Origin of the sequence: Methylophilus sp. Leaf414, assembly GCF_001425425.1 — a bacterium.
Taxonomy (GTDB): domain Bacteria; phylum Pseudomonadota; class Gammaproteobacteria; order Burkholderiales; family Methylophilaceae; genus Methylophilus.
In genome coordinates, this window is sequence record NZ_LMQQ01000003.1 from 436,235 (window position 1) to 459,546 (window position 23,312).

A 23,312-nucleotide genomic window follows, 5' to 3' on the forward strand; every position below is an offset into this window, starting at 1 on the left:
CTGCACTGGCGGTCGCATCATGGCTGTGAGCATCCCTAATGTTGCTGCACTCAAGCAATCACAACAGCCAGTCTTTATTCTCCACACGTATCCTTTCAAAGAAACCAGCCTGGTGGTTGAAATGTTCAGCCGCGATTTTGGACGGATTGCTGGTGTAGCAAAAGGCGCCCGTCGTCCGCTTTCAGCCATGCGTGGTATGTTGCAATCCTTTCAGCAACTGGCTGGCACCTGGTCAGGTAAAAATGAACTCAAAACTTTGCACGGCCTGGAATGGCTAACTGGCCTGACCTTACTTAAAGGCGACGCGCTGATGTGCGGTTTTTACATGAATGAGCTGCTGTTGCGCCTGCTGCCGCGCGACGATGCGCATGTGCAACTGTTTGAGTATTATGCCGAAACCGTACAAATACTTTCTACGCTTACCCACGAAACCGGCAGTGGCCAACTGGCAGAAATCATGCGCCGGTTTGAATTGAAAATGTTGCAAGAGCTGGGTTATGCCGTGCCACTGACGCATGATGAAAATGGCGAGATTATTCATGCCGAAGAAACCTATCGATTCGAAGCCGACTATGGCGCTTCTGCCTTAAACGTTACCAAGAATGGTGTGCTGATTCAGGGCCGGTCCTTGCTCGATATGGCCCGTGGAAGTTACAGCAACACAACCACACAGGTGCAAAGCAAGCAATTGATGCGCTATTTGTTACAGCATTACCTTGGTGAAAAGCCCTTGCATACCCGCCAGTTGCTGGTCGATCTGCAAGACTTCTAAGCTTATCTAGCGTGAAATAAAAAAGCCTTAAACAGCCAGATTGTTGAGAGCATGCGCTGGCTAAGTTTATAATTAAAAAAACGTGGCAGCCAGCCAAAGCAATCGAAAGAACATATGTTGAAATTAGGTGTGAATATTGACCATGTCGCCACAATTCGCCAGGCACGTGGTACCAGGTACCCCAGTGTAGTTCAGGCAGCATTGCGTGCTGAACAGTCTGGTGCGGACAGTATTACGTTGCATTTGCGTGAAGATAGACGCCATATGCAGGATGCGGATATTTTTGCTTTGCGGCCTTTGCTCCAGACCAAGATGAATCTTGAATGTGCGGTGACCGATGAAATGCTGGATATCGCGATTCAGGTGAAACCGCAGGATGTCTGCCTGGTGCCGGAACGTCGCGAAGAGCGCACCACCGAGGGTGGTTTAGACGTGCTCACGCACTACGCCAAAGTGGAACATGCGGTCAAGAAACTGTCTGACCAGGGCATACGCGTGTCATTGTTTATCGCGCCAGATCTGGCGCAGATCGATGCCGCAGTAAAAATCGGTGCGCCGGTGATCGAAATACATACCGGTACATTTGCCGATGCCGACACTGAAAAAACGCAAACTGAAGAGTTACGCAGAGTAGAGGCAGCCCTGCATCATGCGAAAGCCAGTGGCCTGGTAGTCAATGCCGGGCACGGCCTGCATTATCACAACGTACACCGCATCGCACGTTTGCCGGGGTTTGAAGAGCTGAATATCGGCCATGCCATTGTCGCGCATGCCTTGTTTGTCGGTTGGGATAATGCGGTGCGTGAGATGAAATCCCTGATGAAAGAGTTTTCAGCCAGGTAATGCAGCCCATCCAGTTTTATAATTGCAGTGAGTCATTCATACGAATGCGTCTGTTAAAAGTATTTGGCGATGCCTAATATCAATGCAAAATTGTTTTGCGAGGTGGTCAAATGATCTTTGGAATAGGGACTGATATTGTTGAAGTCGAGCGCATTCAAGCCTCGCTGGACCAGTTTGGTGAGCCATTTGCCAAACGCATTCTGGCCGAGTCTGAATGGGCGGATTACCAGGCCAGCCAGTTAAAAGCGCGCTTTCTTGCCAAGCGGTTTGCCGCCAAGGAGGCCTTTGCCAAAGCGATTGGCACCGGCATTCGCGGCGATGTCAGCTTTCATAATATTGCTGTCACCCACGATGCGTTGGGTCGGCCACTGCTGCAATTGGCCGCGACATTACAAGGCTTCCTCAAACAACATCATATCCACCAGTCACATATCAGTATCAGCGACGAGAAAAATCTGGCGCTGGCTTATGTCGTACTGGAAACCGTAAGCAAGTGACATTAGCAAATACAGTCGTGGCAGAAGATAATGAACGCCGCTTTTCCGGCGTGCGTCGGTTATATGGCGAGCAAGGCTTGCAGCAACTGCAAGCGGCGCATGTATTGGTGATAGGCCTGGGCGGTGTTGGCTCATGGACAGTAGAAGCACTGGCGCGCAATGCCGTGGGCAAGCTGACCCTGGTCGACCTGGATAATATTTCGGTATCCAATATCAATCGGCAAATCCATGCGCTGGATGAAAGTGTAGGTAAAGCCAAAGTCACTGCCATGCATGAGCGGATTGCGCAGATTAATCCGGCCTGTGACGTGGTCGAGATTGAAGACTTTATTTCAGCAGAAAATATGGCAGCGGTGCTAGCAATGCGGCCAGATATCGTAGTCGATTGCATGGATGATACCAAAGCGAAAATTGCACTGGCCAATTATTGCCATCAGCAGCAATTGCCGCTGATTGTGGTGGGTAGTGCTGGCGGCAAGCTCGATGCGACGCGTATCCGGCTGGCGGATCTGGCACATGTGCATGGCGACCGTATGCTGGCAAAAATCCGTAACCAGTTGCGTCGTGATCATGGTTTCCCCCAAGCCAGTGATAGCAAAAAATCAGCCAAATTCGGTATCACTGCGGTGTATTCCGATGAGCCGGTGGAAAAACCAGCCGAAGCCTGTGATACCCAGGCAGGATTGACCGGCCTCAATTGCGCCGGTTATGGTTCCAGTATTTGTGTCACTGCCAGTTTCGGCTTTATCGCTGCGCAGCATGCCCTGCAAGAATTAGTGTTTTCGCGCTAATCCCTTTTTCAATTCAATTTGCGCTTCGCAGTGAGTTTGGCGTAAATTGACACACTACTGTTATAAGATTGTTGAACAATCTTTAAGATGTAACGTCTACCCAATAGAAAACAGCGAATAGAAAACAGGCATAGACATTGCATAGTTAAACTTCTGATTGAGGTTAGTGCAGGGCTTTCCAGTCTGTCTTCTTTATTTAGGGCCGCATGAAGGTGGGTTAAAGTTTCGCTGCAAGTATCGCTAAAACCATAATAAAGGTATCTGCCATGCAATTGGATGTATTTCTGAAACAGGTTTCACTGAATCATGCATTGAACGTGCTGATATGGCACGCAGCCCAGGCTGGCATTGAGATTGCTGACCTGGTCAAGCAAGGCGCATTACAAGGGGTGACCGAGAAAACCACCAGCACGAATGTGCAGGGTGAAACCCAGATGCAACTGGATATCCGTAGTCATGAAGTCGCTCTTGAACAATTTCGTGCTTCTGCCGTGGTAGCCGGTGTAGTCTCTGAAGAAACAGAAGAAGCGATTGTTTTTGAAACCGTGGATGCACCGTTTCTGGTCTGCATGGACCCGCTGGATGGTTCTTCCAACTTATCTATTAATGGCGTGGTCGGCAGTATTTTCTCTATATTACCGAATACCGGTGTTGCAACCCAGGGCGAGCAGGCTTTTCTACAACCAGGACAGGCACAACGGGCAGCGCTATACATTATGTATGGGCCAGCGACGTTAATGGTACTGACGCTAGGCCAGGGTACACATGTGTTTACGCTTGACCATGAAAATGACAGCTTTGTGCTTACCCAACAAACGGTCGAAATTCCGGCAGAGACTTCTGAATTCGCCATCAACGCCAGCAATCAACGTTACTGGCAGCCAGCAGTGAAGCGTTACATAGATGAATGTTTACAAGGCGCAGAAGGTGAACGCGGCCGTGATTTCAATATGCGCTGGTGCGCCAGTATGGTGATGGATGTGCATCGCATCCTGGCGCGTGGTGGTGTGTTCTTATATCCAAGCGACAATAAACAGCCGATCAAGGCCGGGCGTTTAAGATTATTGTATGAAGCCAACCCGATGAGCCTGCTAGTGGCACAGGCGGGCGGTGAAAGCATCACTGGCCTGGAAGATGTCCTCGCAATACAACCCAAATCCTGCCACCAACGGGTCCCGGTTTTACTGGGGTCCAAAAAAGAAATCCAGCGCTTGCGTGAATATCACCAGCAAGCCACAGAATAAAGGAGTTTTGCATGGCATTGATTTCCCTCAGGCAGTTACTCGATCACGCCGCCGAAAATAGTTACGGCTATCCCGCTTTCAATATCAACAATATGGAGCAGATCATCTCCATTATGAAAGCTGCTGACGAAGTAAACAGTGCGGTTATTTTGCAGGCTTCGGCTGGGGCACGTGGCTATGCTGGCGAGTCCTTTCTGCGCAAGATGGTAGAAGCAGCCATCGAGCAGTTTCCACATATTCCGGTGTGTATGCACCAGGACCACGGCACTTCTCCCAAAATTTGCCAGATGGCGATCCGTAGTGGCTTCTCCAGCGTGATGATGGATGGATCGTTAAAAGAAGATCACAAAACCCCGGCCAGTTATGAATACAACATGGATGTGACGCGGCGCGTGGTAGAGTTTGCTCATGCAGTGGGTGTTTCTGTAGAAGGCGAATTAGGTGTACTGGGATCACTTGAAACCGGCATGGCTGGAGAAGAGGATGGTGTTGGCGCCGAAGGAAAGCTGGATGAATCCCAGCTATTGACCGACCCGGACGAAGCGGCTGCGTTTGTTGAAGCGACCAAAGTAGATGCGCTGGCTATAGCGATTGGCACCAGTCACGGTGCTTATAAATTCACACGTCCGCCGTCAGCGGATACCTTATCCATCAAGCGTATCCAGGAAATTCACGCCAAGATTCCTAATACGCATCTGGTCATGCATGGTTCTTCAAGTGTGCCGCAAGAATTCCTGGAAAGAATCCGCCATTATGGCGGTAACATCAAGGAAACCTATGGGGTTCCGGTTTCCCAGATTGTAGAAGGCATCAAGAGCGGTGTGCGCAAAGTCAATATTGATACCGATATCCGCCTCGCAATGACTGCAGCCATTCGCGAATATTTCGTAGAACATCCGGAAGAGTTCGATCCACGGGGTTACTTTAAAGAGGCAACCAACGCAGCGCAACAGCTTTGTAAGGAGCGCTTTGAAGCATTTGGCAGTGCAGGGCAGGCGGGTAAAATAAAAGTGGTTTCCCTGGAAAAAATGGCCGCCATTTATTAAATGATTGAACGGTTGTTTGGTAAAGCTGCCATAGATAATAACGTTGCCAGCTAACTGGTACTAGAAACACATCATCCAACTTAAACGCTTGCTCTTAAAAAATAATCCTAACCAAGGGGGCATGATAGAAAGGTTTACATCATGCGCAAAAAATTAGTTGTCGGTAACTGGAAGCTGCATGGCAGCTTGCTGGAAAATCAGGGCCTGCTGAATCGGCTCAAACAAGAACTCCATCATCTTGAAGGTGTGGATGCGGCTGTGTGCCTGCCCTATGTATACTTATATCAGGCGCAGTCTGCTTTACAAGGCTCCGCGATTGCCTGGGGCGCACAAAATGTCAGTCAATTTACTGAGGGCGCTTTTACCTCATGTATCTCGGCAAAAATGGTCGCCGAATTTGGCTGCACTTACACTATCGTCGGTCACTCGGAACGTCGCGCCCTCAAATTGGAAAGTAACCAGGTAGCGACCAAACGCTTGCTGAATGCTTTGCATGCCGGGCTTACACCCATTTTTTGTGTAGGCGAAACCCTGGATGAACGCGATGGCGGCATGGCCGAATTAATTGTGCGTAACCAGATGCTGAATGTAGTGTATGGCCTGGACGACAAGGCGTTTGCGCTGGCAAAAAAACTGAATATGGTGATTGCCTATGAACCGGTATGGGCGATTGGTACCGGCGAACATGCTACGCCTGAACATGCTCAACGTATGCATGCGTTTATCCGCATGATGATTGCCGAGCGTGACCGCGAGTTTGCTGATGAGATCCGCATCCTGTATGGCGGCAGTATGGCACCTAAAAATGCTGAAAGTCTGTTAGTGATGCCGGATATCGATGGTGGCCTGCTGGGGCGTGCGGCGCTGGTTGCTGAAGATTTCGTGGATATTTGCAAAACCGCCAGCCGTTGCTACCAGCAAAAACAGGCTTTAAAGGAATCCAGCAGGGCTGCACCAGTCTATGTTGCATGATCTCTTCGTTTAAAGGCAACAAAAGTCACTTACCCAGCAAACCCTGCCAGCAATGCGGCAGGGAGATGAGTTGGCGAAAATCCTGGGCGAATAACTGGGAAGCAGTCAAATACTGTTCCGAACGTTGCCGGCGGCAAGCGAAATTAGCAGCAGCATGAAAAACCTGGTCATCATTTTGGGTGACCAGCTCACGCTGGATAACCCCGCCCTGCAAGCATTTGATCCATCTCAGGATCATATTGTGATGGCAGAAGTCATGCAGGAGAGTACGCATGTCTGGTCACACCGGCAGCGGATTACCTTGTTTTTATCCGCCATGCGCCACTTTGCCGAGGCTTTGCAAGCCAGGCATTTTCCGCTTACCTATTTCAAACTCGAATCACATGATTACCCGGACCTGGTTGCGGTGTGGCGAGCCATGTTGCAGCAACATCAGCCTCAAGCTATGCGAGTGTGCGAGCCTGGCGATTGGCGGGTATTGCAGGCATTACAGGCCACAGCCAAGGAACATCATGTAGCGCTGGATGTTCTGCAGGACACGCATTATATGTGCAGTATCCCGCAGTTCCAGCGTTGGGCAGAGCAGCAAAAAGGTAGTTCTTTGCGAATGGAAAATTTTTACCGCGGCATGCGCAAAAAATACAAGTTGCTGATGAAAGGCGACGCGCCAGCCGGCGGTGAATGGAACTTTGACAAGCAGAACCGGGAACACTTAGGTAAAGAAGGTCCGCAAAATTTAAAGCCATCGCCAAGGTTTGCACCCGATGCGCTTACTCAAGCGGTCATCGCCTTTGTCAAACAACGGTTTCCCGATCATCCCGGCAAACTGGATGAGTTTCCATGGCCGGTGAAACGTGCACAGGCTCTTAAATTACTCTCGCATTTTATACAAGAAAAATTACCGCAGTTTGGCACGTACCAGGACGCCATGTGGCAAGACAGCCCTTATTTATGGCATTCTCTGCTGGCCTCGGCGCTCAATCTTAAATTGTTGAATCCGCGGGAAGTCATTGCCGCTGCCGAGCAGGCCTACCAGCAAGGCCAGGCGCCGCTTGCCAGTGTTGAGGGGTTTATACGACAGATACTGGGTTGGCGCGAATTTGTCCGTGGCGTTTACTGGTTCGAAATGCCGGCATTAAAATCAGCCAACTATTTCAAGCATGAACGTGATTTGCCAGCCTGGTTCTGGACCGGACAAACGCAGATGCAATGCCTGTCGCAATGTATAGGCCAAACCCTGGAAACCGGATATGCACACCATATCCAGCGCCTGATGGTCATAGGCCTGTTTTCAACTTTGGCTGAATTGTCGCCCCAGCAGGTCGCAGACTGGTTTTTGGCTGTCTATGTCGACGCCGTCGAGTGGGTGGAATTACCAAATGTGGCGGGCATGGCCTTGTATGCCAACGGTGGCAGATTCACCAGCAAGCCTTATGTCGCCAGTGGTGCCTATATCAAACGCATGAGTAATTATTGTGCAAACTGCCGCTATGACCCGACACTGAAAACAGGTGAGGCTGCCTGTCCATTCACTACCTTGTATTGGGCATTTTTAATCAAGCATGAAACATTGCTGGCTGGTAATCAACGCACCCGCCTGATGGTGCAACATGTGGGCAAAATGACGGCCAGCGAACAATCTGCGATCAAGGCATTTGCCAGTCAGCGACTGAAACAAATACAGCAGTTATAAACGAGGAATTTTTTGATTCATACGATTTCATAAAACTGTCATAAATGGCTGGCCGCCAAGCGCTACAATAGTCGACATGAAAAATAACCCCTCTGTTTTATTAGACCGAGACCTCAGTATCCTCAGTTTTAATGCGCGCGTATTATCCCTGGCGCAACGCGAAGATTACCCCCTGCTGGAGCGACTGCGATTTTTATGCATTGTCTCCAATAATCTGGATGAATTTTTTGAAGTGCGCATGCCTTTGCAAATGGAAGCGCATCAGCAAGGCGTGACGCATGGCCCGGTCACCGCTACTGGTTGCGAACAAATTGCCAGCATGGCACATGCGCTGGTAGCAAAACAATATGAGTTGTTTAATGATGCGCTAATGCCAGCGCTTGCCGAGCAAGCGATACACCTGGTTTCCGGTACCGTGCGTACGCCAGAACAAATCAGTTGGGTAGCCAATTACTTCAAGCGTGAAGTGTTGCCATTTCTGATGCCGGTATCGCTCGATCCATCGCATCCTTTCCCTCAGGTCGCTAATAAGTCGCTTAATTTTATTGTCCGCATTGAGATTGATAAAGAAGAAAAAATCGCCATCGTACGCGTGCCGCGCGTAGTGCCGCGTTTGTTGCAATTGCCGAGTAACATTAGTAAAGGCCAGCAATGTTTTGTATCGCTGACCAGTATTATTCGCTCAAACCTGCATGTGCTGTTTGCAGGTGCAAAAATCCTGCACTTCTCGCAGTTCCGCGTCACACGTAACAGTGACCTTGAAGTCGATGAGGATGACGTAAGTAATTTGCGCATGGCTTTGCGTGAAGAGCTTGCCCATCGCCAATACGGTAAAGCAGTGCGCCTGGAAGTCACGCATGAGTGTGATGATGCGCTGGCTGAATTCCTGCTCAAACAGTTCAACCTGCCTGCATTGGCGCTTTACCGCGTGAATGGCCCGGTGAATTTGGGCCGCCTGATCCAGCTGCCGGATATGGCAAAAGGCGATCATCTCAAGTTCACCTCTTTTCAGCCACAGTGGCCTAAACACATCAATAAAAACATTCTTTTGCTGGCGCAGATGCGTGAGCGTGATTTATTGATACATCAACCTTATGAAAGCTTTGATGTAGTGATCCAGTTGCTGGAAGAAGCGGTCAAGGATGAGCATGTGCTGGCTATCCGCATGACCATTTACCGCACCGGCGCTGATCCGCGCATGCTGTCATTGCTGCAGGAAGCGGTACGTCGTGGTAAAGAAGTGCTGGTAGTGGTTGAGCTCAAAGCCCGTTTTGATGAAGAAGCCAATATCAACTGGGCAGAGGCGCTGGAATCCGTAGGCGCGCAGGTGGTGTATGGTGTGGTCGGCCTGAAAACCCATGCCAAGATGTTATTGATCATGCGTCGCGAAGGGAAAAGCATCCATCGCTACGGGCATTTGTCGACCGGGAACTACAATCCGAAAACGACACGTTTATATACCGACTGGAGCATGCTCACGGCAAATCCTGACCTGACCAGGGAAATGGAAGCCCTGTTCCGTCATTTGACCAGCGAGCTGCCCTTGCCGCGCATGCGGCATTTGCTGGTGGCACCGTTCACGCTACACGCTGGCATGATCAAGCAATTGGGTAAAGCGCAACGCCTGGCCAGGCAAGGCAAACCGGCGCGCGTGATCGCCAAGATGAATGCGCTGACAGATATCCCATTAACCGAAGCCTTGATCAAAGCTGCCGCAGCCGGTGTCGAGATTGACCTGATCATCCGTGGCGCCTGCATCTTGCCGGTAGATTTGCCCGCGCTGAAAGGCCGCATCCGTGTCCGGTCAATTGTGGGCCGCTTGCTGGAGCATTCGCGCGTGTTCTATTTCAATCTGGATGGGCAGGTCCAAATGTGGCTTTCTAGCGCCGACTGGATGAGCCGCAATATGATACGGCGTGTCGAGCTGGCGTGGCCGATCACTGACCCTAAAATGCAATTGCGCATTATGCAGGAGGGGTTGCAGTTATACCTCGATGACAACCTGGATGCCTGGCAGTTGACTGAGCAGGGTGTGTATAAAGCCGTGCGCGAATCGGCAGGCGATGCCCCATTTCAGTCTTGCCAGCAGATATTGCTAAAACAGTATCATTCATTATAGGGTCTGCGAGATGGCGGTACGTAACCTGATTTTATGGCGGCATGCAGAAGCAGAAGACTTGCTGCATGGTCATTCTGACCTCGAGCGAGCCTTGACTAAAAAAGGCCACAAGCAGGCAAAGCAAATGGCGGCCTGGCTGAAGAAATACCTGCCTAAACAAACCTACGCCATGGTCAGCCCGGCATTGCGGACCCGGGAAACGGCCGCTTATTGGGCGGAGGGCTGGCAGGAAGAAAACCGCCTCGCGCCTGAACGGCCTTTGCAGCCGATTTTGCAATTACTTGAGCAGAGCCCGTTTGAACACATTATGCTGGTCGGGCATCAGCCCTGGATAGGCGAACTGGCTGCCCAATGCCTGGGTATGGAAGATACGCAACTGAGTATTAAAAAAGGCGCCGTCTGGTGGTTACGGTTGCCAAAGTCCGGCCCGCCTTACAAACTCTACAGCGTGCAGTCGCCAGACCTGGTGGAATAGCATGTCGTTATCGATCAGTTTAAGCGACTGCTCGAGGTGGTTATTTTTCGGAAACGTAAAAACTGAAAGAGCTAGCTCAACAGATAAGTGAGCTAGCTCTTCAATCCAGGCTGTCTGATTCGAATTTTTACAATCGAATACCCTGGAAATTACTTCTTTGGTCTGCCGGTTTTAATGGTTGGTACTGTTGCCAATGCCGCTTTCAGTTTTGTGTCATCAAGGCCAGACAGCAGTTTTAAACCGGCGCGTAGTAGTTCGCTTTTCTTAACCGCTTTGCCAGCGGCTTCCAGACGTTTCTTCAATGCAGCAATTTGTGCATATTCGTCTTTTGGCATGGTAAAGCTATCGCGTTCCATTTTGACTTTAGGTGTTTTTGATTTATCAGCTGTCACAGGTTTGCTGCTGTTCACAGCAGGTTTGCCTACTACTTTTGCCACTGGTTTTTGAGCAGCGGGCGTCGCTTTTTTAGGTGCAACAGTTGCCGGTTTTGCCGCAATTTTGGCCACCGGTTTTGCCACTGGCTTAGCTGTAGAAGCTGCCGTCGCTGGTTTGGCGATTCCTGGTTTTACTGCTTTGCTTGATGCAGGGGTTTTAGCGGCTACTGGTTTGCTTGTTGCCGTAGGTTTGGCTGCCGGTTTAGTGGCCATGTGGATCTCCTGTTTATTTTTGCGTGAAAACAGTTTATACCGTTTTTGTTTTGCGTCAATTGTCATAAAAATTTCATATTGATATGGTGTCATAGAGGCTGTTTTCCATGACAGAATTCAACACCATCACACAGGGAGCATGAGATGCGCAGGGTATTGGTGGCAAACACCAAAGGCGGTAGCGGTAAAACGACTCTCGCCTCCAATCTTGCTGGGTATCTGGCGCAATTGGGACATAAGGTTGTACTGGAAGATATTGATCGCCAGCAATCGTCAGCTTCTTGGCTGGCGCGCCGTCCACAGCATGTAGCGACTGTATTCAATGCTGAAGACCTGGGTAAATCCGCTTTGCAAAAAGCTGACTGGGTCATTACCGATTCCCCCGGTGGTTTACGCGACAAAAAAATTTCTGATGCAGTGACCGAGACCGATTTAATCCTGGTACCAATTGCACCTTCTGCTTTTGATATTGGCGCTACCCAGGACTTCCTGAGCTTGCTGGCCGAAGAAAAAGCCGTGCGCAAGCACAAGACTTTTGTCGGGCTGGTGGGCATGCGTGTGATGCCGCGTACTAAATCTGCCGAGCGCCTGCTAGCGTTTATGGATGAGACCGGCTTTGCGGTTTTGTCGATGCTGCGTTCTTCGCAGATCTATGTCACTGCGGCAGAAGAGGGGTTAAGTATTTTTGAATTGTCGGGCTCTCTAAAGGAGATCGATATTGCGCAGTGGAATCCGGTCACCGACTGGATTTTGCAGAACAGTTAGAGAGGCCTGTCGTTTCAGGCGATGAGTAAAAAGCTGTCGACGCCGGCAGCTAGCATCAAATTAAAGGGAGTCATATGAAAGATAAGTCAAATCCAGTGTACCTGGAAAAAGTGAAACAACTCAGCCCTGATGAAGCTGAACGCGTGCTGTCACGCATGGGTGGCAAGTTGCCTAAACGATTTATCAAGGAAAAACTGACCCAGGAAGAAGCGCTTGCGTTGCAGTTGGAGATTGAAGATGAGCAACTGCAAGAGTGGCGTGAGAAAGTAGCAAAACTGCGCGAAGAAGATGAAAAGCAATCGAAGAAGAAAAAGGATTAGTCTGTATATTTTCAGTAGATGCGTACAATGCCGCATTAGCAAAACGGGCCTTTCGGACCGTTTTTTTAACTGTATTCCGCTTCCAGTTGCCAGCCGAGTTTTTGCCAAAGCTGGCATTCTTCTTCCAGCAGGTAATGCGTTTGAGGGTGCTGGCTGACCCACTGTGCCGGCAGCGCTAGCGTAAACTGCTGTTTGTCGTGTATCAGCTGTAAATGTTTCATCACAGGCAACCGGCGTGAGTGGCAGAAAATCACTGCCAGGCGTAATGCCATCAACTGGCACACCAGGTCCTGGTTGTCGAAATCCGCAGGTAGTTTGCGCAATTTGCCTTGATGACCCAATACCAGAAGACTGATGGTGTGCAGCTCGCTTTGGGCAAACCCCATCAGCTCGGTGTTATCCAGTATATAAGCGCCATGCTTGTTACAGTCAGTATGTGAAATGGCCCAGCCGATTTCATGGCACAGTGCGGCCCATTGCAACAGAGGTTTTTGTGTATCACAGGCTTGCATCGCATCATAAAAATGCAGGGCTACTTTGCTGACATTCTGCGCATGCTCCAGCTCTACGCCAAACTGTTTACACAGGCGGGCGATGGAGGCCGAACGCAAATCTTCAGTGGCATCGGCCGGACTTAAAATGTCATACAGCACACCGTGTCGCAGTGCACCATTAGCTACGTTCATGGTGTCTATATTCAGCGTGTCGAATACCGCGGTCAGGATGGCCAGGCCACCACCGATTACCGCACGCCTGTCATCCTTCAGCCCTTCCATATTCAGGCGGTCAGGTGTTTTGGCTTTAATCAGCGTTTGCTTCAGCCATTCCAACTGGCTACGTTCGATTTTTTCGGCAGAAAATCCTGAGCCAGCCAATACATCTGCTACGGCACCGACCGTGCCCGAAGCACCATACGCGACATCCCAGTGGCCGTTATATCGGCTGGCAATCATATCGATAATCGATTCGGCGGCGATTTCAGCCCGTTCAAAGTTACGCTCACTTAACTGGCCATCAGCAAAGTATTTTTGTGACCAGCCAACTGAGCCTAACCTGAGGGATTCTGTAACGTTGGCTTTGAAATGCTGACCAAGGATAAACTCGGTCGAGCGTCCGCCGATATCAATGACCAGGCGTTTTTCATCCGACTGCGGCAGCATGCGGCTGACACCCTGGTAGATCAGGCGTGCTTCTTCCACCCCTGAAATAATCTCAATCGGGTAACCCAACACTTTCTGCGCTTGCTTGATGAATTCAGCACTGTTAGTTGCTTCCCTCAGGGTTTGTGTCGCTACAGCGCGCACCTGTTCAGCAGGAAAGCCCTTTAAACGCTCACCAAACCGGGCCAGGCATTTCAGTCCGCGCTCTATGCCTTCAGGCTTGAGGTTACGATCTTCATCAAGATCACCTCCCTGGCGAACGGCCTCTTTTAAATAATCCACGCGCAGAATCTGCCCGTCGACCACCCGGCCAATTTCAAGCCGGAAACTGTTGGAGCCCAGGTCTACAGCTGCGAGTTGGGTGTCTTGGGTAATGTTTAGCATGCGATACCACTGAAGAAATTACTTTAGATAACGGGAAATGACCTTGGGATACTCAGGAAAATAACGTTCAATCACACTTAAATCAAAACTTCTCAGAATACTGGTATTCGATTCGCGGTCGAGTAAAAAATTGAACGAAGCCGCTACCAGTTCGGTGATAGTATTCGGCGTGCTTAATAGCTGTTTTGCATAATCGGGTTTAACGCTGACTTGATGTGTAGTGACTTGTGCCCCATGAACGGTCACTGAAAAAGAGTGTGGACTGGTTTCGGTCACCTCAATATTCGCCATCATTGCCTCCGTCATGATTTGTCTCGGTAGACAAGTCTTGCAAACAGTATAAATTGTTATATTGGCATAGGCCAGTGAAACTAATGTGACGCATAACGAATATGAAAACACATGCATGAAAAAAGGCGGTTTCATCAAACTGTCACGGCTTGAAAATAAAATAAAAACAAAAAATGCATAAATCTTTCCTCCTCTATATAAGCCTGATATTAGCGCTGTGTTTGCCGCACAGTGGTTATGCTGCACGCCCGCTAGTCACCGATGACGCGCGCCTGACCAATGCCCATAGCTGCCAACTTGAAACCTGGATGCGTTCCTATGAAGGAGGGCGTGAAGCGTGGGCGTTACCAGCATGTAACCTGGGCGAAAACTTAGAAATCACTTTTGGTGGCGGCGTTTATCGTAATCAGGATGAAAACTACCGCACCGAAGACTGGATAATACAATTCAAAACCTTATTCAAACCACTAGAGACTAATGGCTGGGGTGCAGGATTTGCGGCAGGCCATGTCAAGCACACAGATATCCAGCCTGGCCCCAATCAACTGGGTAATACTTATTTTTATGTGCCGGTATCTTTTTCGCTGCACGATGATGATGTGATCGTGCACCTGAATATGGGGATGTTGCGGGACAAGCAGGCTTCGGAACTTAAAGCCAGCATGGGCTTGGGGGCAGAGTTTAAGCTGGGTGGCGCATTTAAAGGCATTGCGGAAGTGTTTGGTGACAATTCGCAGAATCCGTTTTATCAGTTGGGGGTAAGGTATTCGCTGGTGCCGGAGGTGTTCCAGATTGATGGAACGATTGGGCAGCAGGTGAATGGAAATAGTGAGAGTCAGTGGTTGTCGATTGGGTTGAGATGGACACCATAGGCATTTATTTTTAGGTTGTCATTCTGGCAGAGGTCAGAATCCAGGCAAGAGTTATGTTTAGTTTGGAAATAGTCGCTTTACTCTGAAATTCAAGTCAGTATTTCTTCAGATAATCACCATTCCTTTTCGCTGAGAGGCGAAATAAAATGCCACATAAGTTCACAATCCTTTTTTTCGACACTATCTCAATAAAACTATTTCAAAAGAATAATCCGATTAATCTGCCCTAGCCTAAAAGCAGTCCTGCTCATCTTCCCACCCTTCAACGCCAATGGTCTGATCGGGCACGGCGGAATCCTGCTGCCATCTTCCAGCAATGTGTCATCCTCTGCCGTCGATTGCCAAACCCCACCATTCACCGGCCTGAACTGCCATCGGATATACCCAACTTTGGCACCAAGTTGCAACATTTCATCGCGATCTGGCGCTTCACTTATCAGTAAATCTTCTTCAAGTTCTTCATCATATTTGCCAAATGCCTGCTTGCAGGCCAAAGCTTCCTGGTCACTTGCACCAATATAAGTGCATGCACGGTGTTCTTCGCGCTGCACATCCCATGCGCCCAATTGCCATGCAGCATCCAGCACCGCTTCTTCTACCACTTCCGGCTGACGCCAGCGATCATTGATCTGCAAGGCCGAGCCTGGCACCGGTTGCAGCATTGGTTTGAGCAGGGGCAAAGCCTCCATCGGCTGTTTGCGGAAGCCGTGCCAATGTAACATCAGCAACAGCGGGGTATCCGCACGCGGCACCGCAGTGAGTGTGACTGCGGTTAAGGGCAATTGCATGACCTGCATTTGCTCGATTAAAGTGTGAAAAATATTCATGATCCACTCCTTCTATTTACAAAGCCTTTTCAATAAAAAGCTAGCAAGAAGCGTGCTGAGAAAAACGCTTTAAATAGGCAAGCAACATCATGAACTGCCGTTTTAGCCACTGAATGGTGAGAGTAAATCTATGTTGTAATCGTGGGTTGGATCTCTGATTTAATTCATCCGTCATTATCCCCTCTTGAAAAACGGTTTTCTTTTCCCCATCTAATCACAAAATTTTCGTGTAACCCTGTTATTTGGAGAAATCGTTATGACGACAGCGACAGCAGAATCGCCATCTAAACAAACCATGGGCTTTCAGGCCGAGGTCAAACAATTACTGCAGTTGATGATTCATTCACTGTATAGCAACAAAGAAATCGTATTGCGTGAATTAATTTCTAATGCCTCTGATGCAGCAGATAAATTGCGCTTTGAGGCAATCTCGAATGGCAGCCTGTACGAAAATGACAGTGAGTTGAAGATCAATGTCTCTTTTGATAAAGACGCACGCACCCTGACCATTTCTGACAATGGTATTGGTATGCGCCGCGAAGAAGTGATTAATAACATTGGTACCATTGCCAAATCCGGCACCAAGGAATTCTTCCAGAACCTGACCGGCGACCAGGCCAAGGACGCCAACCTGATTGGCCAGTTTGGTGTCGGTTTCTATTCCAGTTTTATCATTGCAGACAAAGTCACACTGATTACACGCCGCGCCGGCGAGACGGAAGCCATCAAATGGGAATCAGGCGGTGAAGGCGATTTCACGATTGAAACAACGGAAAAAGCCGGGCGCGGTACCGAGGTCATCCTGCACCTGCGTGAAGGCGAAGACGAGTTCCTGAATGACTGGAAACTGAAAACCATCATCCGCAAATATTCTGACCATATCACCTTGCCTATCGTGATGAAAAAATCCGAATGGAAAGATGGCGAGAATGGCGAAGGCGGTCAGATGGTGACAACTGATGAGGATGAAACGATTAACAAGGCATCTGCTTTGTGGGCGCGCAGCAAGAGTGACATCACTGAGGAGGAATATAACGAGTTTTACAAACACGTTTCTCATGATTATGAGAGCCCGCTGGCCTATACCCACAGCCGTGTAGAAGGCAAGCAGGAATATATATCTCTGTTGTACGTTCCGGGCAAGGCGCCGTTTGATTTGTATGACCGCGAGCGTCGCCAAGGCATCAAGCTGTATGTGAAACGCGTATTCATCATGGAAGATGCAGAAAAACTGATGCCGCAATACCTGCGGTTTGTGCGCGGTGTGATTGACTCTGCCGATCTGCCATTAAATGTATCGCGTGAAATCCTGCAGGACAGCCGTGATGTGGAAGCGATTAAAAATGGCTCAGTGAAAAAAGTGTTGAGCTTGCTGGAAGACCTGGCGGAAAACAAGCCTGAAGATTACAGCAAGTTCTGGAGTGAGTTTGGCCGCGTATTGAAAGAAGGTCCTGGCGAAGATTTTGCCAATAAAGAAAAAATTGCCGGTCTGCTGCGTTTTGCTTCCACGCATACCGATAACGAAATACAGAATGTATCACTGAAAGATTACATCGGCCGTATGAAGCCTGAGCAGGAAGCGATTTATTACATCACAGCCGATACTTTTGCTGCCGCGAAGAATTCGCCTCATTTGGAAATCTTCCGCAAGAAAGGCATTGAAGTATTACTGATGTCAGACAAGGTAGATGAATGGTTGCTTGGTAGCCTGACAGAGTTTGAAGGCAAAAAACTGCAATCGATTGCCAAAGGTGATCTGGACCTCGGCAAGCTGGAAGATGAGGCAGACAAGGAAGCGCAGAAACAGGTGGAGGAAAATGCCAAAGACCTGGTGGAGCGCATCAAGACCGCGCTTGGTGAGGCAGTCAAAGAAGTTAAGGTGACGCATCGCCTTACAGATTCACCAGCATGCCTGGTTGCAGGCGAGCATGATCTTTCGGGTAACCTTGCACGTATCTTGAAAGCAGCCGGCCAGCAGGCGCCTGAAAGCAAGCCTATCCTGGAAGTGAACCCCGCGCATCGGTTGGTGGAAAAACTGAAAGCAGAAACCGATGATGCCCGTTTTGCCGATTACGCACATGTGTTGTTTGATCAGGCATTGCTGGCAGAAGGTGGTCAGCTGGAAGACCCTGCCAGTTTTGTGAAACGTATGAACAGCCTGATTCTGTAATCATTCGGTCAGTCCGAATCAGCGTCAGATATAAAGCCCGCAGATGCGGGCTTTATATTTTTTAAAGTTATAACAATATAATTCAAAATTATTTTTAGCTATTTAATAAGATTGGTAGATTAATAAGCCTCAACTATCGCTAAGGGGCTGAAAATGCGTAACACCGTTAAATTATTACCATGGCTACTTTCCATTATGGCAGGGCATGTATATGCGACTGATGGTTATTTTGCCCATGGCTATGGGGTAAAGGGCCTGGGATTGGGTGGTGTCGGTATTGCGCTGCCGCAAGATGCGCTGGCAGCGGCAACAAACCCTGCAGGCTTAGGCATCGTCGGTGACCGTATTGATTTTGGCGTTACCTGGTTTAAACCTGACCGCGATGTCCGTCTGTCCAACACCGCCGGTGGTAGCGGCGCGCTGGATGGACGTTACGATGGTAACGATACCGAGCATTTTTTTATCCCGGAGTTTGGTTATAACCGGGTGATTAATGACCGCACCACGCTGGGCGTGAGCGTTTATGGTAATGGCGGCATGAATACCGACTATAAAGATGGTATCCCTTATTTCAATAACACAGGTAGCCGCACCGGGATTGATTACCTGCAAGTGGTCGTTGCACCAACCGCGACCTGGCGCATCAATAAGCAACATGTATTAGGCTTGTCCCTGAATCTGGCTTACCAGCGGTTTGAGGCGAAGGGCTTACAGAACTTTGATAATGCGCTTTCAAGCACCTCGCCGAGCAATGTCACCAATAACGGACATGACAACTCTTACGGCGCCGGCTTGCGGTTCGGCTGGGTTGGGCAAGTAAGTGATGCGGTGACTTTAGGTGCCACTTATCAAACAAAAACCTATGCCAGCAAGTTTGACAAATATAAAGGCTTGTTTGCGGAAGGTGGTGATATTGATATCCCTGCAAACTACGGTATCGGGATTGCCATCAAAACCACGCCTGCACTGACACTGGCAGCAGATGCGCAGCGAATCTTATATTCTGATGTGAATGCGATCGGTAATTTGTCACTAAGTAACCTTGCTTCCCGATTAGGCTCATCCAGCGGCCCTGGTTTTGGCTGGCGGGATGTGACAGTTCTTAAGGTAGGTGCGCAGTATGCCTACAGTGACTCGTTGACATTACGCGCAGGCTACAACCACAGTTCACAACCGGTGCGCAGTAGCGAAACCTTGTTTAATATTCTTGCGCCAGCCGTGGTTCAGGATCACCTTACTTTAGGAGCCACCTATACCTTGCCGAATAAGTCCGAGCTTTCTTTCTTTTTCGCGCATGCCTTTGAAAATAAAGTGCGCGGCAATAACTCTATCCCTGCCGTGCCATTTGGCGGTGGAGAAGCGGACGTCCGCATGAACCAGAACTCTCTAGGGGTTGCTTACGGTTGGTCGCTTTAGGAGTGAGTCTTTGATTTTTGTATGACAAAACTAGCGTAAGCACGATAGTCATCAAAATTACATTTATCGTAATTTATAATAAAAGCCATGGCACCTTTCGCCGTGGCTTTTTGTCATATAGCGTAACAGCCGCTGACAGGCTTGTTTTTTGCTTTTTAAATGTAGACAATCTTCACAGTCACATCCGTTATTGAATATTCTAGGGGAAGATGCATGGCCACCAATGCCAAATCCACACGTAGCAAGACCGATAAAAAAGAAACTATCCATAACGCTGAACAATTTTTGAATGAACAATTACCGATTCCACAGGCATTACGCAACCACCTGACCTTTTCCCTGGGTAAATCTGACTCCTGGGCTACGACCCGTGACTGGTATCAAACTGCCGCCTTTACTGTACGTGATCACCTGATGAGCCGCTGGGTGACAACCCGCGATGCCTACAGAGATGCGAATACCAAACGTGTTTATTATCTTTCTCTAGAGTTTCTGATCGGCCGCATGCTCTCGAATGCGGCACTGAATCTGGGCGTTGCACCGAAATTAAGCGAAGGTTTGCAGGAAATCGGCCAGCAAATGGAAGGCGTGGCCGAAATGGAACCGGATGCTGCACTGGGTAATGGCGGCTTGGGCAGGCTGGCTGCTTGTTTTGTCGATTCAATGGCAACCATGGATATCCCCGCCACCGGTTACGGCATCCGTTATGACTATGGCATGTTCAGGCAAAGTATCGAAGGCGGCCAGCAGGTAGAAAACCCTGACAACTGGTTGCGCTACCAGAATATCTGGGAGGTTCAGCGTCCTGAGCACACTTGCGAAGTGAAATTTTATGGCCGTGTAGTGCAGGTGCATACAGAGCGGGGTAATGAGCGCCACTGGATAGACACTGCCAGCGTAGTGGCCATGCCTTATGATGTCCCAGTACCGGGTTATGGCACGCAAACGGTCAATAACCTGCGCTTGTGGTCTGCCAAAGCCGCTAAAGAGTTTGACCTGACATCGTTTAATCAGGGTAACTACGATAAATCTGTCGAAGGCCGTCATGGGGCGGAGACCATTTCCCAGGTTCTATATCCGAATGATGCGTCTGAATCTGGTAAAGAATTACGTTTAAAACAGCAATACTTTTTTGTATCGGCCTCTACGCAAGATATCCTGCACCGGTTTATCACGCACAATCCCGATTGGGAAACCTTGCCGCAAAAGGTCGCTATCCAGTTAAACGATACACATCCTGCGATTGCCGTCGCTGAAATGATGTATCAACTGATAGATCTTTATCATCTGCCATGGGAAAAAGCATGGAATCTGGTCACTCAGATCTTCGCCTACACCAACCATACCCTGATGCCGGAAGCACTGGAAACCTGGTCAGTGGATTTGTTTTCATCCCTGTTGCCACGACACCTGGAAATCATTTACGAAATCAACCATCGCTTCCTGCAAATGGTGAACCAGCATTTCCCTGGCGACAGTGATTTGCTGAGCCGTGTTTCTATTATTGATGAGGGTAATGGCCGCCGTGTACGCATGGCGCATTTGGCCGTGGTCGGCAGTCATACTGTAAACGGGGTCGCTGCGTTACATAGCGAGTTATTGAAAACCACCTTGTTTGCCGATTTCAATAGAATCTATCCTGGCAAATTTACCAATGTGACCAACGGCATTACACCGCGCCGCTGGCTCAACCAATGTAATCCTTTGCTGACTGAGCTGTTAATCAAGCATATAGGTACCGGTTTCCAGAAAGACCTTAGCCTGATTAAAAAAATTGAGCCTTTGGCCGATGATGCCGCTTTCAGAAAAGCTTTCCGCGAAGTCAAAGCCGCCAATAAGCAAAGGCTGGCATACAAAATATTGCAGAAAACCGGCGTTGCCATTAATCCGCAGGCGATATTTGACGTGCAGATCAAGCGTATTCATGAATACAAACGTCAGTTATTGAACGTGCTGCATGTCATCACTTTGTATAACCGCATCCGCAATGGCCAGGCACACAACCAGACGCCGCGCGTGGTGATTTTTGCCGGTAAAGCCGCGCCTGGCTACTGGCTAGCCAAGCAGATCATCCGGTTGATTAATGATGTGGCGACAATTATTAATAATGACCCGGCAGTGGGCGATCAGCTAAAAGTCGTCTTCTATCCTAACTATGAAGTAAGTGCTGCTGAAATCCTATTCCCTGGCGCGGACTTATCCGAACAGATTTCCACCGCAGGTACTGAAGCTAGCGGCACCGGTAATATGAAAATGGCACTGAACGGCGCGCTGACCATAGGTACGCTGGATGGAGCTAATGTCGAAATCAAGGAAGAAGTGGGTGACGAGAATATCTTCATCTTTGGGCTGACCACACCCGAGGTGGCGCAGATTAAAGCCAGTGGTTATAACCCATGGGATTATTACAACGGCAACCCTGAACTCAAGCAGGTCATTGACATGATAGGAAACGGATTCTTTTCATTTGGCGAACGCGGTCGCTACCAGGCAATCGTGGAAACCCTGCTGCAAAAAGGTGACCATTACTTATTACTTGCAGATTATTCAGCTTATGTTGAGGCGCAAGACAAAGTGGCTGCCTTATATCAAGATGAGTATGCCTGGTCACGCGTGGCTATTTTGAATGTGGCACGGATGGCGAAATTTTCCAGTGACCGTACCATAGGCGAATATGCGAGTCGTATCTGGAAAGTGGAACAGTTCAAAGCCTGATTCAGCTTTATAAAAGTAGCTTTTAAGCAAAGCAAGTCCTTATGGACTTGCTTTGTGCTTTGTGGGTACACTAGAGCAGCCTTTTGGACGGAGAAGCATAATGAAAAAAACAGCCTATTTACTTGTTTTGGGTTTGATAATTACCAATGCTCAGGCACTTGACCTCAAAGGTTTGGGCGATGTTGTCAATAAAGTGAGGGGTGATTCCACAGCTGGCAATGATGCGGCTGTCAGCAATTTAACTGACAAGGAAACAAACGATGGTCTCAAGCTGGCTCTTAACCAGGGAGTGACTAAAGCCGTTGATGTGCTTGGTGCGACAGATGGCTTTCTGGGTAATAAAGAAGTGAAAATTCCGTTGCCTGATTCACTAAAGAAAATAGAGAAAGGCATGCGAATGGTTGGCATGGGGGATCAGGCCGATGATCTTGTGTTGAAAATGAACCGGGCCGCAGAGCAAGCGGTGCCAGAAGCCAAGGCCTTATTGGTTAACTCCATCAAGCAAATGAGTCTTGCGGATGTCAAAGGCATACTGACCGGTCCGCAAGATGCGGCAACGCAATATTTCAAAAAAACCACTTCAACTGACATGGCGGCAAAATTTCTGCCTATCGTACAAAAGGCAACTGCAAATGTGCAGTTGGCTGATACCTATAATAAGTATGCGGAAATGGGCAGCCAGTTTGGTGTGGTGAAAAAGGAAAATGCCAATATTAATCAGTATGTCACCCAGAAGGCGCTGGATGGTGTTTACCTAATGGTCGCGAAAGAAGAAGCCGCTATCCGCCAGGATCCGATGGGGCAGGCGAGTAACTTACTGAAAAAGGTATTTGGCGCAGCAAAGTAATTTAGTATTAGTATTCAGTCGGTTAAATAAAAACGCCGTGAGGAAACGGCGTTTTTATTTAACTGATGCGTCACTGTCTATACATCTGTCCGTAACAATTCTCTGATTTTGTGTTGACACCTCTTTCAATTCTTTGCTATAGTCTCACCTCTCGACGCAACACAAGTTTTTAGGTCGATTCGGACGCGGGATGGAGCAGTCTGGCAGCTCGTCGGGCTCATAACCCGAAGGTCACAGGTTCAAATCCTGTTCCCGCAACCAAGTAAAAATTCTGTTTAAATTTAAATTGACTTCTTTGCTTGACCGCTTAAAAAAGCTCTGTATAATGCGCACCTCGTTAACGCAAAGCGTTGATGTTGAAGGCCCTGGTGGCCCTGTTCTTTAAAAATTAGGATGACTGATAAGTGTGGGTGTTTGTAGTTGGGTGAAGCGCATTTAATGCGTAG

22 protein-coding genes and 1 tRNA gene are annotated in these 23,312 nt (G+C 48.9%); 19 read left to right on the forward strand and 4 right to left on the reverse strand.

Annotated features, from left to right (window positions below; translation table 11 throughout):
• Positions 1–19 precede the first annotated feature (19 nt).
• From recO to ASG24_RS09035, 11 genes are all read left to right on the forward strand, one after another.
• Positions 20–772: a DNA repair protein RecO gene (recO, locus tag ASG24_RS08990; protein WP_082488049.1), complete on the forward strand. Its 753-nt coding sequence runs from the start codon at positions 20–22 to the stop codon at positions 770–772.
• A gap of 114 nt (positions 773–886) precedes the next feature.
• Entirely contained in the window at positions 887–1,615 is a 729-nt protein-coding gene (pdxJ, locus tag ASG24_RS08995; RefSeq protein WP_055827495.1) for a pyridoxine 5'-phosphate synthase, read from the forward strand.
• A gap of 110 nt (positions 1,616–1,725) precedes the next feature.
• Complete coding sequence (gene acpS / locus ASG24_RS09000; protein ID WP_055827493.1) at positions 1,726–2,112, forward strand: holo-ACP synthase; 387 nt, start codon at positions 1,726–1,728, stop codon at positions 2,110–2,112.
• The gene (locus tag ASG24_RS09005) at positions 2,109–2,903 is read left to right on the forward strand and encodes a ThiF family adenylyltransferase (protein ID WP_055870396.1); all 795 of its coding nucleotides are present in this window, start codon (positions 2,109–2,111) and stop codon (positions 2,901–2,903) included. Before acpS ends, ASG24_RS09005 begins: the two co-directional genes overlap by 4 nt.
• Positions 2,904–3,169: 266 nt before the next feature.
• The gene (locus tag ASG24_RS09010; RefSeq protein ID WP_055870399.1) at positions 3,170–4,147 is read left to right on the forward strand and encodes a class 1 fructose-bisphosphatase; all 978 of its coding nucleotides are present in this window, start codon (positions 3,170–3,172) and stop codon (positions 4,145–4,147) included.
• 11 nt (positions 4,148–4,158) lie between these two features.
• Positions 4,159–5,193 carry a class II fructose-bisphosphate aldolase gene (gene fba / locus ASG24_RS09015; protein ID WP_055827484.1) on the forward strand — a complete coding sequence of 345 codons (1,035 nt, stop codon included), beginning with the start codon at positions 4,159–4,161 and terminating at the stop codon, positions 5,191–5,193.
• Between the two features lie 141 nt (positions 5,194–5,334).
• Entirely contained in the window at positions 5,335–6,165 is an 831-nt protein-coding gene (gene tpiA, locus ASG24_RS09020; RefSeq protein WP_055870402.1) for a triose-phosphate isomerase, read from the forward strand.
• Complete coding sequence (locus ASG24_RS14955) at positions 6,162–6,323, forward strand: DUF2256 domain-containing protein (protein WP_082488050.1); 162 nt, start codon at positions 6,162–6,164, stop codon at positions 6,321–6,323. Before tpiA ends, ASG24_RS14955 begins: the two co-directional genes overlap by 4 nt.
• Positions 6,320–7,858, forward strand: coding sequence for a cryptochrome/photolyase family protein (locus ASG24_RS09025; protein WP_055870519.1), 1,539 nt, complete (start codon positions 6,320–6,322; stop codon positions 7,856–7,858). Before ASG24_RS14955 ends, ASG24_RS09025 begins: the two co-directional genes overlap by 4 nt.
• A gap of 76 nt (positions 7,859–7,934) precedes the next feature.
• Entirely contained in the window at positions 7,935–9,977 is a 2,043-nt protein-coding gene (ppk1, locus tag ASG24_RS09030; protein WP_055870405.1) for a polyphosphate kinase 1, read from the forward strand.
• A gap of 10 nt (positions 9,978–9,987) precedes the next feature.
• Complete coding sequence (locus ASG24_RS09035; RefSeq protein WP_055870408.1) at positions 9,988–10,452, forward strand: histidine phosphatase family protein; 465 nt, start codon at positions 9,988–9,990, stop codon at positions 10,450–10,452.
• Positions 10,453–10,601: 149 nt separating this feature from the next.
• On the opposite strand, the gene ASG24_RS09040 is transcribed toward ASG24_RS09035, so the two are convergent.
• Complete coding sequence (locus ASG24_RS09040; RefSeq protein WP_055870522.1) at positions 10,602–11,099, reverse strand: hypothetical protein; 498 nt, start codon at positions 11,097–11,099, stop codon at positions 10,602–10,604.
• Positions 11,100–11,243: 144 nt separating this feature from the next.
• Here ASG24_RS09040 and ASG24_RS09045 point away from each other — a divergent pair, with 144 nt between their 5' ends.
• Together ASG24_RS09045 and ASG24_RS09050 are read left to right on the forward strand one after the other, a co-directional pair.
• Entirely contained in the window at positions 11,244–11,864 is a 621-nt protein-coding gene (locus tag ASG24_RS09045; RefSeq protein WP_055827473.1) for a ParA family protein, read from the forward strand.
• A gap of 74 nt (positions 11,865–11,938) precedes the next feature.
• The gene (locus ASG24_RS09050) at positions 11,939–12,184 is read left to right on the forward strand and encodes a hypothetical protein (RefSeq protein ID WP_055827457.1); all 246 of its coding nucleotides are present in this window, start codon (positions 11,939–11,941) and stop codon (positions 12,182–12,184) included.
• Positions 12,185–12,249: 65 nt separating this feature from the next.
• Here the strand turns inward: ASG24_RS09050 and ppx are convergent, their stop codons facing one another.
• Entirely contained in the window at positions 12,250–13,728 is a 1,479-nt protein-coding gene (gene ppx / locus ASG24_RS09055) for an exopolyphosphatase (protein WP_055870410.1), read from the reverse strand.
• 18 nt (positions 13,729–13,746) lie between these two features.
• Complete coding sequence (locus ASG24_RS09060) at positions 13,747–14,034, reverse strand: hypothetical protein (protein WP_235561674.1); 288 nt, start codon at positions 14,032–14,034, stop codon at positions 13,747–13,749.
• Between the two features lie 158 nt (positions 14,035–14,192).
• On the opposite strand from ASG24_RS09060, the gene ASG24_RS14820 reads away from it, so the two are divergent.
• Positions 14,193–14,891: a hypothetical protein gene (locus ASG24_RS14820; protein ID WP_055870411.1), complete on the forward strand. Its 699-nt coding sequence runs from the start codon at positions 14,193–14,195 to the stop codon at positions 14,889–14,891.
• A 194-nt stretch (positions 14,892–15,085) separates the two neighbouring features.
• Here ASG24_RS14820 and ASG24_RS09070 read toward each other — a convergent pair whose 3' ends face one another.
• Positions 15,086–15,718: a hypothetical protein gene (locus tag ASG24_RS09070; protein WP_055870413.1), complete on the reverse strand. Its 633-nt coding sequence runs from the start codon at positions 15,716–15,718 to the stop codon at positions 15,086–15,088.
• A gap of 256 nt (positions 15,719–15,974) precedes the next feature.
• On the opposite strand from ASG24_RS09070, the gene htpG reads away from it, so the two are divergent.
• From htpG to ASG24_RS09095, 5 genes are all read left to right on the forward strand, one after another.
• Positions 15,975–17,888 carry a molecular chaperone HtpG gene (htpG, locus tag ASG24_RS09075; protein WP_055870415.1) on the forward strand — a complete coding sequence of 638 codons (1,914 nt, stop codon included), beginning with the start codon at positions 15,975–15,977 and terminating at the stop codon, positions 17,886–17,888.
• Between the two features lie 153 nt (positions 17,889–18,041).
• Complete coding sequence (locus ASG24_RS09080; RefSeq protein WP_055870418.1) at positions 18,042–19,304, forward strand: OmpP1/FadL family transporter; 1,263 nt, start codon at positions 18,042–18,044, stop codon at positions 19,302–19,304.
• Positions 19,305–19,517: 213 nt separating this feature from the next.
• A complete protein-coding gene (locus ASG24_RS09085; protein WP_055870421.1) occupies positions 19,518–22,019 on the forward strand; it encodes a glycogen/starch/alpha-glucan phosphorylase in 2,502 nt (833 codons plus the stop codon).
• A 100-nt stretch (positions 22,020–22,119) separates the two neighbouring features.
• Entirely contained in the window at positions 22,120–22,866 is a 747-nt protein-coding gene (locus ASG24_RS09090; RefSeq protein WP_055827425.1) for a DUF4197 domain-containing protein, read from the forward strand.
• 184 nt (positions 22,867–23,050) lie between these two features.
• A tRNA-Met gene (locus tag ASG24_RS09095) sits at positions 23,051–23,127 on the forward strand.
• Positions 23,128–23,312 lie beyond the last annotated feature (185 nt).

Excerpts from the sequence above, each read along its gene's own strand:
- recO (WP_082488049.1), top strand. The coding sequence starts at position 20 with ATGGCTGTGAGCATCCCTAATGTTGCTGCACTCAAGCAATCACAACAG.
- pdxJ (WP_055827495.1), top strand. The coding sequence starts at position 887 with ATGTTGAAATTAGGTGTGAATATTGACCATGTCGCCACAATTCGCCAG.
- acpS (WP_055827493.1), top strand. The coding sequence starts at position 1,726 with ATGATCTTTGGAATAGGGACTGATATTGTTGAAGTCGAGCGCATTCAA.
- ASG24_RS09010 (WP_055870399.1), top strand. The coding sequence starts at position 3,170 with ATGCAATTGGATGTATTTCTGAAACAGGTTTCACTGAATCATGCATTG.
- fba (WP_055827484.1), top strand. The coding sequence starts at position 4,159 with ATGGCATTGATTTCCCTCAGGCAGTTACTCGATCACGCCGCCGAAAAT.
- tpiA (WP_055870402.1), top strand. The coding sequence starts at position 5,335 with ATGCGCAAAAAATTAGTTGTCGGTAACTGGAAGCTGCATGGCAGCTTG.
- ASG24_RS14955 (WP_082488050.1), top strand. The coding sequence starts at position 6,162 with ATGATCTCTTCGTTTAAAGGCAACAAAAGTCACTTACCCAGCAAACCC.
- ASG24_RS09025 (WP_055870519.1), top strand. The coding sequence starts at position 6,320 with ATGAAAAACCTGGTCATCATTTTGGGTGACCAGCTCACGCTGGATAAC.
- ppk1 (WP_055870405.1), top strand. The coding sequence starts at position 7,935 with ATGAAAAATAACCCCTCTGTTTTATTAGACCGAGACCTCAGTATCCTC.
- ASG24_RS09035 (WP_055870408.1), top strand. The coding sequence starts at position 9,988 with ATGGCGGTACGTAACCTGATTTTATGGCGGCATGCAGAAGCAGAAGAC.
- ASG24_RS09040 (WP_055870522.1), bottom strand. The coding sequence starts at position 11,099 with ATGGCCACTAAACCGGCAGCCAAACCTACGGCAACAAGCAAACCAGTA.
- ASG24_RS09045 (WP_055827473.1), top strand. The coding sequence starts at position 11,244 with ATGCGCAGGGTATTGGTGGCAAACACCAAAGGCGGTAGCGGTAAAACG.
- ASG24_RS09050 (WP_055827457.1), top strand. The coding sequence starts at position 11,939 with ATGAAAGATAAGTCAAATCCAGTGTACCTGGAAAAAGTGAAACAACTC.
- ppx (WP_055870410.1), bottom strand. The coding sequence starts at position 13,728 with ATGCTAAACATTACCCAAGACACCCAACTCGCAGCTGTAGACCTGGGC.
- ASG24_RS09060 (WP_235561674.1), bottom strand. The coding sequence starts at position 14,034 with ATGACGGAGGCAATGATGGCGAATATTGAGGTGACCGAAACCAGTCCA.
- ASG24_RS14820 (WP_055870411.1), top strand. The coding sequence starts at position 14,193 with ATGCATAAATCTTTCCTCCTCTATATAAGCCTGATATTAGCGCTGTGT.
- ASG24_RS09070 (WP_055870413.1), bottom strand. The coding sequence starts at position 15,718 with ATGAATATTTTTCACACTTTAATCGAGCAAATGCAGGTCATGCAATTG.
- htpG (WP_055870415.1), top strand. The coding sequence starts at position 15,975 with ATGACGACAGCGACAGCAGAATCGCCATCTAAACAAACCATGGGCTTT.
- ASG24_RS09080 (WP_055870418.1), top strand. The coding sequence starts at position 18,042 with ATGCGTAACACCGTTAAATTATTACCATGGCTACTTTCCATTATGGCA.
- ASG24_RS09085 (WP_055870421.1), top strand. The coding sequence starts at position 19,518 with ATGGCCACCAATGCCAAATCCACACGTAGCAAGACCGATAAAAAAGAA.
- ASG24_RS09090 (WP_055827425.1), top strand. The coding sequence starts at position 22,120 with ATGAAAAAAACAGCCTATTTACTTGTTTTGGGTTTGATAATTACCAAT.